Annotated in this window: 15 protein-coding genes; all 15 read left to right on the forward strand. The window is 30.6% G+C overall.

Features of this window, described 5'->3' with window-relative positions; genetic code table 11:
• Positions 1-36 precede the first annotated feature (36 nt).
• The 15 genes from CD116_RS13540 to CD116_RS13610 all read left to right on the forward strand — a co-directional run bounded on the left by CD116_RS13540 (position 37) and on the right by CD116_RS13610 (position 12,798).
• Positions 37-390, forward strand: coding sequence for a hypothetical protein (locus CD116_RS13540; protein ID WP_047529091.1), 354 nt, complete (start codon positions 37-39; stop codon positions 388-390).
• 11 nt (positions 391-401) lie between these two features.
• Positions 402-3,572 (forward strand): phage tail protein, encoded by a 3,171-nt coding sequence (locus CD116_RS13545; RefSeq protein WP_047549402.1) that lies wholly within the window; start codon positions 402-404, stop codon positions 3,570-3,572.
• 14 nt (positions 3,573-3,586) lie between these two features.
• Positions 3,587-4,522, forward strand: a complete 936-nt coding sequence (locus CD116_RS13550) for a phage tail domain-containing protein (RefSeq protein WP_047528800.1) — start codon at positions 3,587-3,589, stop codon at positions 4,520-4,522.
• 8 nt (positions 4,523-4,530) lie between these two features.
• Positions 4,531-6,216, forward strand: a complete 1,686-nt coding sequence (locus CD116_RS13555) for a tail tube TT1 domain-containing protein (RefSeq protein ID WP_047549399.1) — start codon at positions 4,531-4,533, stop codon at positions 6,214-6,216.
• A gap of 18 nt (positions 6,217-6,234) precedes the next feature.
• Positions 6,235-7,248, forward strand: coding sequence for an SGNH/GDSL hydrolase family protein (locus CD116_RS13560; RefSeq protein ID WP_047549396.1), 1,014 nt, complete (start codon positions 6,235-6,237; stop codon positions 7,246-7,248).
• Between the two features lie 18 nt (positions 7,249-7,266).
• Positions 7,267-8,652, forward strand: coding sequence for a phage baseplate upper protein (locus CD116_RS13565; protein ID WP_047549393.1), 1,386 nt, complete (start codon positions 7,267-7,269; stop codon positions 8,650-8,652).
• A 12-nt stretch (positions 8,653-8,664) separates the two neighbouring features.
• Complete coding sequence (locus CD116_RS13570) at positions 8,665-9,054, forward strand: phage holin family protein (RefSeq protein ID WP_047549391.1); 390 nt, start codon at positions 8,665-8,667, stop codon at positions 9,052-9,054.
• Between the two features lie 64 nt (positions 9,055-9,118).
• Positions 9,119-10,039, forward strand: a complete 921-nt coding sequence (locus tag CD116_RS13575; protein ID WP_047549389.1) for a peptidoglycan recognition protein family protein — start codon at positions 9,119-9,121, stop codon at positions 10,037-10,039.
• Positions 10,040-10,238: 199 nt separating this feature from the next.
• On the forward strand, positions 10,239-10,367 hold the full coding sequence (locus CD116_RS13580; RefSeq protein WP_000889730.1) for a hypothetical protein: 129 nt from the start codon (positions 10,239-10,241) through the stop codon (positions 10,365-10,367).
• Positions 10,368-10,436: 69 nt separating this feature from the next.
• Positions 10,437-10,547: a hypothetical protein gene (locus CD116_RS13585; RefSeq protein WP_000147562.1), complete on the forward strand. Its 111-nt coding sequence runs from the start codon at positions 10,437-10,439 to the stop codon at positions 10,545-10,547.
• A 1-nt stretch (position 10,548) separates the two neighbouring features.
• Complete coding sequence (locus CD116_RS13590; protein ID WP_000006112.1) at positions 10,549-10,734, forward strand: hypothetical protein; 186 nt, start codon at positions 10,549-10,551, stop codon at positions 10,732-10,734.
• 195 nt (positions 10,735-10,929) lie between these two features.
• Positions 10,930-11,433: a hypothetical protein gene (locus CD116_RS13595; protein ID WP_047549384.1), complete on the forward strand. Its 504-nt coding sequence runs from the start codon at positions 10,930-10,932 to the stop codon at positions 11,431-11,433.
• A gap of 12 nt (positions 11,434-11,445) precedes the next feature.
• Positions 11,446-11,760: a hypothetical protein gene (locus CD116_RS13600; protein WP_047549381.1), complete on the forward strand. Its 315-nt coding sequence runs from the start codon at positions 11,446-11,448 to the stop codon at positions 11,758-11,760.
• Positions 11,760-12,188 carry a protein-export chaperone SecB gene (locus tag CD116_RS13605; protein ID WP_000907423.1) on the forward strand — a complete coding sequence of 143 codons (429 nt, stop codon included), beginning with the start codon at positions 11,760-11,762 and terminating at the stop codon, positions 12,186-12,188. Before CD116_RS13600 ends, CD116_RS13605 begins: the two co-directional genes overlap by 1 nt.
• Positions 12,189-12,591: 403 nt before the next feature.
• Entirely contained in the window at positions 12,592-12,798 is a 207-nt protein-coding gene (locus CD116_RS13610) for a helix-turn-helix domain-containing protein (protein WP_047549378.1), read from the forward strand.
• Positions 12,799-13,324 lie beyond the last annotated feature (526 nt).

Consider the following 13,324-nt stretch of genomic DNA (forward strand, 5'->3'; position numbering starts at 1 on the left):
GAAAAAATGACTTATGATCGTATTGTTATTACATGTATGAGTGAGTTGAAAATAACTCGTCTAGCAGATATTAATAATATGACATTAACTGAATTTTATTATCGTATGTATGCATTAAGTTTTGATGTATTAAAGAAAGAACACGATTTATATAAATTAGCTTTTGCTATCAGAGATGCTGCAGTAACTAAAAATATTGGTACAGAAAAGAAACCTAAAGAAGTATATAGATTTAAATCAGTCAAAGATATTTTAGATTATGAATATAACTATAAACGTTTATTGCAAGGCAAATCGATTGTATTTAAACATGAAGTTGAAGAAATTTCTCCAGAGCAAAACGCTTTATTAAAAGTTATAGCTGAAATTAATCAGCAAGCACAACGTTAGGAGGTGGGAATATGAGTGGGAGCAATGGATATACAGTCAGTACAACGTTAAAAGCAAATACTTCTAAATTTAAATCGGAGATAGAATCTGCAATTAAAAAAATTGAAAAATTTGACAAGATAGTATCTAAAATTAAAGATATTGAATTAAAAGCTAATGATAAACAATTACAATCAAAAATCAAACATGTTGAGCATTCATTAAATCAGTTAGAGCATAAAAATACTACAGTTAACCTCAAAACTGACACAAAACCAGTAACATATAAACTTAAACGCGTAAGTGCTACATTAAGTAAACTGAATTCAACCAAAGTTGAGAGTATGATAGATGTAAACGATAGTAAATCAAATGTGAAATTGCAACGTATGCAGTGGGCAATGAGTCGTTTAAACCATATGAAAACAACTGGCATTATTGATTTATCAGATAAACTATTTTTAACAAAAGTTGCAAACGTGAAAAACACATTAAATCAATTGAATGATAAAGAAGTAAAGGCAAAAGTAGAAGTATCTACTTCAGCTAGTATTGCACGAATGGTTATTTTCAAAAAAATGCTAAAAAGTATTCCTAATAAGATTAAGGTTAAAACTGATGTTGATACAAATGTATTAAGTAAAGCATTAGATGGATTAAATCAAAGAACAGATGTATTTAATAACCGGATGGAAAAATTAGCGCATTCGATTAAAACTTTTGGAACCATAGGTGGCAATATAATTCGTGGCTCACTATTGACATCATTTACATCGTTAATCCCAATTGTTGCAAGTGTTATTCCTATCATTGCTTTATTAGGAAATTCAATTGCAGTAATCGGAGGCGGCGTATTAGGATTAGTGGGGGCATTTGGTTTAGCTAGTGTTGGTGTTATTGGTTTTGCGGCAATGGCTAAAAGCGCTATATCAATGTTAAATCAGGGATTAATTCAGACGTCAAGTGCGACGATTGCTTATGTTAATAGTTTGAGTGAATTAAAGCGTACGTGGCAAAGTATTATAAAGATGAATTCAGGTTCAATTTTTAACGCAATGTCAAGTGGCTTACAAATTTTGATAAATGCATTAAATCAATTACGGCCATTTATTAGAGACGTAAGTCGATCTATTGAACTATCAATGCAAAAGTTTCAAGCATGGATTAATGTTTCCGATACAGCAAATAAAGCTTTTAATACATTGAATAAAGATGGTGTTAAAGTATTTAATAGCATTTTAAATGCGGCAGGAAAATTTGGAGATGGATTAGTAAACATACTTACGCAATTTAGTCCATTGTTTGTTTATGTTGCTAAAGGATTAGTAACGCTATCAGAAAAGTTTCAAATTTGGTCAACAAAAGTATCCACTGCTGAAGGAATTAATCAATTTATTAATTTTATAAAAGTAAATTTACCTTTGATAAGTAAAATTTTTGCAGATTCATTTATAGGTATGATTAATATATTTAAAGCGTTTGGCTCTAATTCAGGAACATTATTATCAGCTATTTCAGCATTAGCTGGAAAATTTAGAGCCTGGTCTCAAAATTTAGCGCAATCACAAGGGTTTAAAAATTTCATAACATATATTAATGAAAATGCACCTGTGTTAGTTTCGTTAGTGAGCAATATCGCAAGAGCACTTTTGAGTTTTATTTCAGCAATGGCACCAATCGGGTCAATTGTAATAAATGTACTTAATGCTGTAGCAGGTTTTATAGCTCAATTATTTGAAATGCATCCAGCTGTGGCTCAAATTATTGGCATAATTACCATGTTTAGTGGAATGTTAATGTCACTCTCACCAATAATCACTGCTTTGATTACATATATGGTGCCATTAATTAATAAATTAAATATTCTAAAGGTGGTATTTTCAATTGTCAGAACTGTTGCAAGCATGTTAGTACAAGGAATTGCTTTAGTTGCAACGGCACTAAGTTCTTTAAGTGCACCGGTATTAATCATCATTGGTAGTATTGCTGCTTTAATAGCTATTTTTATTTATTTGTGGAAAACAAATGAATCATTTAGAAATAAAGTTATTGAGATTTGGAATATGATTAAAGATATATTTTTAACAGTGGTTGATGCGATAGTTTCATTTATAAAAAGTGTTTGGGGGACTTTAGTCTCTTGGTGGCAACAAAATAACCAATTGATTATGGATACAGTAATGGTTATTTGGAATGAAATATCTGCTTATATAACAACAATTATAAATATTATTGTTGCGATTATTAAATCTGGTTGGGACATAGTTGTTACGATTATTCAAACAGTTTGGACTGTAATTACGACAATAATACAAACAGCTATTTCTGTAGTATTAAATATTATTACATTTGTTATGCAAGTAATTACTGGTAATTGGTCAGGTGCATGGCAAACCATTTTAGATATAGGGCGTACGGTTTGGAATAGTATTGTATCAATTGCAACAACAATATGGAATGGTTTGAAAAGTATTTTGGCAGCAATTTGGAACGGCATCGTTAGTATTGCCCGTGTACTTTGGGATTATTTAAAAGAAACCATTTTTGAAAAGATTAAAGCTTCTTATAACATTGTCAGAGATACTGCTCAACAAATTTGGCAGGTTATTTCATCAAAATTTCAAGAAGTTGTTTCAGCAGTGCGGGATAAAATGAGTCAAATTTACAATGCTATAAAAGATAAGGTGTCTAGTTCACTTTCAGCTGTAAAAAGTTTTACAACTGATTTCTTTAATGCGGGCATGGATTTAATAAGAGGGTTAATCAATGGTGTCGGAAATATGGCGCAGTCACTTGTAGATAAAGTGAAAGGTGTAGTGGGCAGTGCTATTGATACAGCTAAAAGTTTATTAGGCATTAAATCGCCTTCGCGTGTATTTAAGTCAATTGGGGCATATACAATGCTTGGATTAATCATTGGAGTTAACAGCGAAAGTTCTAGTGTTATCAGCAATATTTCTAACATTGCAGAGAGAATGCAATCAGCCTTTAATACCCGGTTAAATACACCAGTAATTGGTGACGTTACAGGTGATTTAAGTCAAATTGGAGGCGAATTACGTACTATTGTGCAACATAATCACACAATTGAATCAAATCCTAATATGAAAACAGTTAGAATAGAAATGGCTATTGATAATGAAGCCTTAACAAGCATTGTTAACGATGTTAATGCTACAAATCACTCAATATTTGAATTTTAAAGGAGGCATTGATATTGGATATAGAAATTATTAAGAAAAATGGTCAGACATTTTATTTGTCTGACTATCAAATTATTGTCTCTGATATAAAAATACAAAGCATTGAAATGACAGATAAATACCAAGATTTCGAAGGTATACATGGCAGGCGATTGGTTAGTAGCGTGTATCATAAGCGTAAAATAGTAGTACCTGCATTTTTTATTGTTGAAAATAATGTTGACTTTGCAATTCAACGTGATTTAATGTTTCAGTTGTTACAAGATCATGAACCATTTTATATTCGGGAGCTTAGAAAATTTGAAAAAGATCAATATCGATTTAAGGATACAACACAATATGATTATCAAGAAGTAAATGGTCAAGGGACGCCGTTATATAATAAGCAAGCTAATGTTTATGTATCTGGTAATCAATACCTGGTAAAACTGGTAAATGTGATGGTACCAATACAAAAGTTGAATAAATGTAATGTTGTTTTTGAATTTGAAACAGTTGAATTACCATTTGCTGAATCATCTGGTACCAGCTTACAGTTGCATCATAATGAAATTGATAATTATTGGGATTCTGCATTAGATATTGACTTTAATGATACATCGAAGCGGACGTATATTTTTGAAAACATCAATAAAGGCAAAGTATTTTATCATGGTACGGTTCCGAATAACCAATTTAATATGTATAAAAAAGTTAAAATTATAATTGGGACAAGTACAAATGCATTTGATTGGTCTTTGAATAACAGACAAACGATGTCGATTAAAGATATTGATTTAGACGCAGGGGATGTGCTTGTATATGATGGACTTAACATTACTAAAAATAATGAGTCTATTGTTGAAAAGACGAATATTGAATTACCTGCTTTCTATCCTGGTTTTAATACTTTCTTTTTTAATCAAACAGTAGAACGTGTTGAATTTGATATGAGATTTTATAAAAAGTAGGTGAAACCTTGATAAAAGTTATTAATTATGAAGGTGAAGCATTTATCTTACCAGTTAAAACAACGCTAACTGAGAAGTTAAATAATGATAGTGAACTCAAGTTTGAATTTTACGAAACAGAGGAAACAAAATTAGTTTCACAAACAATAGCTAAAAAGTGGTTGATTACTAATGTTGCCGATGCAGATGACATACGAAAATTTGTTGTGACAATTGTGCGCAGAGATTCAACGGGTAGATCCGTAAAAGTAAGTGTAATTGCTAAAGAAAAGCAAATAGATGATTTAAAGTCTGAAATGATATTTGATGATATCACAGGTAGTTATACACCTTTTGAATACTTTAAAACGATTGAAAAAAATAGCAAGTACCATTTTATTATTGAATCAAAGGCAGACTCAGTAAGGTGGGAACATGCAGGAAATGGAGACTCAGCATTTAATACGTTGAAAAAAGGATTAGAACGATATGGTATGGAATTTTATTTTAATCCTAATTATCAGGCGTTTTATATTAATAAACGGGTAGAGGATGTGGCCGATTATTTTATTCATAATGGTATGAATGCATTAAATTTTAAGCTTGAAGAAGATGCAAATCAATTTTTCACAAGAATTCATGGCTACGGAGATTTTCCTGAAAATAGTGCTATAAGAGATGCGAAATTAAAGCTTGAATATACACATCCATTAGCTACAACAGTAGGTTATTTTGAAGCGCCTGCAATTAAAGATGGTCGTGTGAAAGATGAAAATGTGTTGTTGGAAAAGATGAAACATGTAGTTGATAATTCTTTAAAACAATCACTAACTTTAGATTTTCTATATTTGAAAAATGAATACTTTAATCATGCAGTTGCTCACGTAGGTGATGTAGTTCCGGTGAAAGATAATGCATTAAATATTTTTGATAATATTCGAATAGTTGAAGTGAAAACTGTACGTGATGAGCAAAATGTTATTGTGAAACAGGAAGTTACATTGGGTGACTATAAAAAGAGAGATAGATACCGCTCTCAAATTAATAATAGCATCTCAAGTATTGAAAATGTAGAAAAATTAGCGACACAACAACATGTAAGTAATGGTGATTTTGGATTATTAAAATTATTACTTAATCAATTTTCTGATGTAAAGCAATCTCTGCAATTTGATAGTGATGGTATTCAAAGTGTAAGTGGTTTGAATAAGGTTATTTTCTCAAAAAATGGCATAGCGATTAGTCGTGATGGTGGTAACAACAAAATAAAAGCGCTAACTAGTGAAGGTATAAACCCTGATTTAATAGTAAAAGCAACACATGATCAAGACGGCTTAATGTCAAAGTATGATAAAAAGAAGTTAGATTTATTATTTAATAAGGAAAATACTTATCTTCAAATTGAAAATTTAAATGTGAATTTAAATCAACACGATTTGATTCATTTGACTAAACCTATTTCTGATTTAAGAAATGGGCTTATTTTAGTTTGGAAGCATTTAACGACAGATACTCTAAATCAACAATTTATCTCGAAAAAATTATTTACTAATAGTGAAGTCATTAAGTGCATACACAGTATTCCTATTGGACAAAATCAGCATATAAATAAAACATCTATAGTTTCAAATCAAAGTATTGTTGGTATAGATGAAAATGAAAACGAAGAGTTCAATACTGATAAAGTGATTTTACAAGATATTTATGAATACTAAAAAATGGGAGTGATATTTATGAAAATTAACTTGTCTCCAGTTTTTAAAGAATTTAAAAAGGATATTGAGGAAAATTTCAAAGAGATAACGAATATGAATGCTACAAATGTTAAAGAGATAATGAAGCAAGTTGGGACAAAGATTGATAACAAATTTGATGAGCTAAAAAGAGAGATTAGAGCGATTGTAATGCCAGAAGAATCGCCAATGCGTATAACGGATGAGTATGTAAAAGCAAAAGTTGATAGTAAAGGTGTTTCGCATCGTTCATTAGATGAGCGTATTGCTGCCGAATATCAGTATTTTAGAAACGAAACAAAAGTTAATGCGTCTGATTTAACAGTTGTGACGTCTAATGGAACTATTGTTACAGATTATTTCAGAAAGTCTAACAATATTCATCAAATAAGTAATATAGCTGTTATTGGTGACTCTGTCGCCAGAGGTTCACATGCTAATACAAATTTTGGCAACATTATAGCTCAACGTATTGAAGCAAATGTTCAAAATTTTGCAATTGGTGGTGCCACAATGTCTGATGTCGATGCTGATAGCATTTATAGACAAGCTAGAAAAATACGTAATGCTGATCTAATTATTGTTCAAGGTACTGATGATGATTGGCTTGTAAGAAATGGAATTCCAATTGGAACAGATAAAACTAACGTCAATGAATTCTATGGTGGGTTTTACCAAACAATACAATATTTAAAGAATAGTTTTCCGCTAGCCAAAATACTAGTTATGACTGCAACACGTCAATGTCCAGTGAATGAGAATGGAGTTATACGACGAAAAGACACTGACCATAACTCGCTTGGGTTAAATTTAGAAGATTATGTAAATGCACAAGTTATTGCTTGTAATGAATTAAATGTACCAGTATATGATGCTTATCATACTAATGTTATCGAACCGTATAATCCTGGATTTAGAAGGTTTAATATGGTTGACGGATTGCATCCAAATGAAAAGATACACGAAATATATGCATATGAACTAGTTAAAAATTTTTATTGGTGTTACGGATAATGAAGGAGCGTGATATTCATGGCAAATCAAGATTTATTTTTTGATATTACTAAGCAATTTGAAGATCAAGCGAATCAGCAATTGGTTGTTGGTCGTGTTGGTGATGGTGCTTTAAAAGCGGTTACGGTTACTTTGGTTAGTAATGGTACACGTTATAATATTGAAGGTCTATCTGTCATTTTTGAGGGGATTAAACCAGATGGAACTAGAATTATAGACAAATCTGGCGCTACTATTTTAGATGCAAAAAACGGTGAATTTAGATATGTATTTCCAAGGCAAGCTTTTAGTGCTGATGGTGAATATGAACAAGCATTTTTCAAATTAATGCGTGATGAACAAGCGGATAGTACTCTCGAATTTAAAATTAAAATCAAGAAAAATAAAGTTGAATTGAATATTAATTCTACGGATTACATTACTGAAGTAGAACAACTCATAGCTAAATTGAAACATGATTTTGATGCGTTTGTCAGTGACAAATTAAATATCATTGAGCCACTAGAAACAAAGATTGATGCATATTTTGATGCTGCCGATGCTATTCAAAAGAGCATTAATGTACTTAATCAAGTTGCTTTAACTAAACAATGGATTAATGTTGAAGAATTTAATGAATATAAAAATACGGTTATCAATGATAGAACGCAGGCTATCGAAAACCTTGAAACTAAATTTCAACAATTGAAAAATAGTATGAATATTTTTACTGAAAATGACGAACATGGTATGTCATTTATTGATGGTTATACTAGTTTGAAATCAATGCAACTTTCCCATCAAAAAAGATTAGTTGCTTTAGAAAATTTAATTAATTCAACATCAAGATCCGGCCTACAAGTAAACTCAAATGTTTTAGATGATGTTAATAATATTAGGGAAAGTGGTATTTATTGGTTTGATAGTTCTACAAGAAACATTCCTGTTCGAAATGGTAACAATTCAAATGGCTATATTGAGGCAATAATGAAAGACCCAGATAATGGTATGTTTACAATATTAGGCGCGGATATTTCGATTGAAAAATGGCAAGGCCAGCTGCATCAAAGATGGCGTTCGTCACAACCAATATTATTGTGGGAAGGTACTGCTAAGAAAGGTAGTGTTATCGAACTAAGAGATAACGTACACAATTATTTGAAATTAATTATTAACATAAGTTTTTACACAGATAAAAATGCAACACGATTTGTATCAGTGCCAGCGAATAATGAACGTATCTATTTGAATCAAAGTGGTTTAAGGTTATCACAAGGGAATTTGAAAAATGGTAATTTGGAAGAGATTGGTATTTTAGTTCAAGATGATACTCATTTGAGTCTATACAAAACGCAAATGGCAACAGATAATGATAATGCAGTTGATTCAGAAGCTTCCATTACAGCTGTATATGGAATTTATTAGAAGGTGGATATAATGGATAAAGTTAAAGATTTTAATGTTGAAGTTGATGATTTTATGAGTTTAATTTATTCAGGAAATTCAGTATTTATTGATTTACTTTTAATTATGATATTTATTGATATTATTACTGGTGTTTTAAAAGCATTTTCAGAAGGGAAATTATGGAGTCATAAAGCAATTTCAGGATATATTAAGAAAATCGCTTATTTATGTGTAGTTTTAGTAGCGAATACATTAGATATTGTATTTAGATTAGATGGTATTTTAGTGAATAGTTCAGTAATCTTTTTAATTATTGCTGAATCCACGAGCATTATCGAAAATTGTGCAATTATTGGTGTACCAATTCCAGATGTTTTAAAAAAGCGTTTAGGTGTAATTGAAAATCAAAATGAAAAGTAAACAACGAAAACAAAGCGACTAAGTTAGTCGTATTTTTTATGTCAAAATTTAAGGAGTGATATTTATGGCAAAGTCATATTTAGGTAATTGGAATGGTGTCGACGTTTATACGGATTTTATTCCATTTGGAACAAGACGCACTGGGCAAGCTTTGGATACAGGTAAGCCAATTTTTGCAGTATATCATGATACGGGGAATCCGGGAAGTACTGCACAACAAAATGTGAATTATTACAAAAGTACCTATTTACAAGATTGGGCATCAACAGCATCTGCGCATTTCTTTGTAGATGATAAAGAATGTATTATTTGTGTACCATTAGATGAAAAGGCATGGCATGTGTTATATGACACACCGACAGATAATTATTACTTTGGTGACGATGCAAATGATGCAGCATTTGGTGGCGAATTATGTTACTTCGAAGATGATAGAGAGCGTTCATTAAAAGCATTAGATAATTTCGCAAGAGTATTTGCTACTTTAGTAGATTCATGGGGGATTGATCATTGGCATAAATGTCCAGGTCATCAGGATATTCAAGCTGATAAGCGTGACCCAGGTAACGCATTACAGGCATGTGGTTATGCTCGAGATGATATCGAGGTAATTGATAACTTAGTGCAACGTTATATTGATGGTGTAGATGAGGTTGATACAAATGAAGTTGTAAATCAACCAAGTGATGATGATATCGTTGAAAAGAAACCAGTAGGATGTCAACGCATTAAAGTTTGGTCAGAAGAACCATATTACAGAGGTACAATTAAGTACGATGCTTCATTACGTCAACGTGCAGGCAATAGCTTTGATAATTATAGTTTTGCATACGAAAAAGATGTGCTTGAAGCGGGTTCGGTTGTATATATTTATGAAGAAATTCAAGACCCACAAGGCAATATTTGGTGTAGAACTTATTCGCCAAGTAATAATGGATGGGTACATAAACATACGATTGAAGTAGACGAAGAATATAAAGATTAAATCAAAGGGCAGTCAGAAATGGCTGTCTTTTTTTATGTGGAAATGATAATTTGTAGGTGCTTCAATTTTGATGTGTTGTAGTTGGAATAAAATTTGTAATTTTCTGAAAAAATACTTGAATACTGAACAAATGTGTATTATAATTATATATGTAAGTTAGTTAATGGCTTACAAATTACGGTAAGGAGGTGAAAGCCTCATGCTAGAGATAATAAAAACACTTCTAGAAAATCCAGTATTAGCAGTACTGATAATTCCTGAAGTGTTAAAACAACTTAGAAAATGGCATCTCGGTTACCTAGACCGAAAGCCAAAAGACAAAGATTAAATTAAGCTTGGAGCCTTGAGGCTCCTCCTTACACTTACATAATATAACATTATTTGGGGGTTTTCAATCATGACAGGTCAAATGTATTTATCTTTATTTATTTTAAGCCTACCATTGTTATTGATTATCGGAAGAAAAACACATTTTTACTATTTGAATAAAAAGAATGGACGTAGATAATATGAGCGAATATAAAAAACAGATAAAGCAACTTTTTGATAGTGACATTACCGGCTACAAAATTTCTAAAGAAACAGGTGTTTCTCAATATGTGATATCACAAGTGAGGCTAGGTAAAAGGGAAATAGATAATTTAACTTTGAAGACAACTGAAAAATTATATGAATATGCTAAAAAGGTATTATAATATAACTACTTTTCTGGTAACCAATCCGGCTATTTAGAGGATTTAATTGTAAAAAGTGGTAAAAAACTGACTACGTATATTTAATAACGTTTTTTATTACTCGGTGGTTGTTTTTATACTAATTCTTATTGACTAATATAAATAGTAAGTATAATATTATTATGTTTTATATCTTCAGAAAGATGGGGATGCAGTTTGAATATCGAAATAAAAGGCTATCACGGTACTACAAAAAGTGCGGCTAATCTAATAATTAAAAACTCTACCTTCAACAAATTGTCTAAAGTAAATGAATGGTTAGGACATGGCGTTTATTTTTATGAGTTAATTGAAAAAGCCCAGTGGTGGAGTAAAAATAAAAATGAACCAGTTATCATTGAAGCTCCTATATCGGTTCAAGAAGATAAATTAGTGAATTTAGATAAGCCTTCTGAAGAAGATAAATTTGGAAGCTTCATACAATTCATAGAAAAGCAAGGATGTTTTGTGTTTAGTAGTGATAAAATAATTAGAAGATGTCAAATTACTACTATGTATATGCAATATGTAGAAGCTAAAGTTATTATGGCAACTCTTCCATCTACTAACAAAAAATATAAAGAAGAGTTTAGTAGAATTGGATATGAGAGAACAGAAAAACAAATTTGTGTGCATGATACAACATGTATAGTGTATAATAAATTAAGGGTCGTTGAGTAAGGAGGAATCATTATGTTTGATATTAATAAAGTAAAAAGAATTGCTAAAGAAGTAGGTGTGGAAGTAAATCCCTTAGAAGCAATGGGCAGAAAAGGTTTGTTTTTTAGAAATGAAAATGGTCAGCTAGAAAAATGGGACGCTATCACTGAATTAGGTTTAAATGATAATAATACTCAACACTCAAATTATTATAGTAACTTTTTTGACAAAAGTTTTTATACTAATAAAGTACATGGATTTAATAAATTACCATATCGTAATTCACAAAGTAATTATTCGATGAATGAAAAAATTAATAAACAAACACTTATCTCGGAGGCAGCATAATGGCAGGAATAAGTTTTATTAATTATATAGTGGACACTATGTATTACAAAACAAATCCTAATTTTGATGCAGAAAATACTATAGAAATTTCAATAAATGAAGAAGTTTTTGCGGACATTGATATTAGTAAAGAAGAAGATGTGGCGATTATAACGTTACAAGCTAAACTTAAAGAAACAAGTGATGTGCCTTTTTCGTTTGATGCAAGTATAGTGGGGTATTTTGAATATAATTCTGAAGAATCAGATGGTATTCAATTTAAAGAATTTTTGAAAACTAATGCAATAGCGATATTATTTCCTTATTTAAGATCTATTGTAAGTGAGTTAACTGGCAAATCTAATAGATTTCCTAGTTATAATATGCCTGTAAGAAACATTGCACATGAAATCGCCGAGAAAGGTAATATAAATATTACAGAGGGTTAATAACTATTAACTTATATTTTGAAAAACCGTACCTAAAATGGTATGGTTTTTTATATTTTTTTACAATTATAGTAGACGTACGTATACTAATAGGTGTATAATGTATATATAAAGTTCAAGGAGGTGAAAGTGGTGACGAAAGTGAAGGGAATAAAAAAGCTCAAATGTACCAAATTGTTAATCTTAATAAATCTCTACTTTATAAAGATTGAATGGACATTCGAGCGTTAATGAGTCAGGAGGGACTTCCCCTCCTACAATTTAATAATAATACTTTCTTCACCACTGTACAATGAAAATTACTTTTAAAATACGTAAAACAAGTAAAAAAGAGAAAGCGGAGTTCATATTCGGAATATGCTTTGCTATTTTGGTAATTATAGTGTTTAAAATGGTGTTATAAATGAATGATTTTAAAGAAGTATACGTTACTATAAAAAAATTGCTTGATTCAGATATAACCGCTTATCAGATTGAAAAAAGAACAGGGGTTAGTAGAGCGAAAATAGGTAGACTGAAAAATGATAAAAATTCATTAAAAAATTTAACTTTAGAAACAGCGGAAAAACTCTACAATTATCAAAAAGAATTAGAAAAAGATAATAAATAATAAAAAAGGGCTCTATCTCTTGATACATAAGGGATAGAGCCCTGTTAGTTGCCCAGTTTTTAAAAATGTCTAAATTGGGCAACAAAATGGGCAACAAAATATAAAATTCATTAAATAACATATGATGATAAAAACCGTAATCATGGGATTTTACCATCACATATTATAATAAAACTCTATTTTTTGAGAACAGAACTCAAGTATCTGAATGGGAAAGAGATCAGTACATGAAGCAATATTAATACGCTAAACAATGATGGGAAATCAGTAATATCAAGGGCTAGAGCAATTTGCTTTAGCTCTTTTTTGATTAAACTGGGCAACTTTTGGTCAAGTAAATGTTTTGTGTATTAAATTTTTTAAAGCTGGGGAAGAGCATTTTATAATTTAGTTCACATGAATTTTAATATATTTGTAGGTGATGAGATGAGGCGATAAAAGAACGTCGCGAAAACGTTGAGTATTACTTGAATGGAAATGATAATTTAATAATGTACACTTTTGATTGTTTACACATGTACAATTT

Source organism: Staphylococcus schweitzeri, assembly GCF_002902405.1.
Lineage (GTDB): Bacteria > Bacillota > Bacilli > Staphylococcales > Staphylococcaceae > Staphylococcus > Staphylococcus schweitzeri.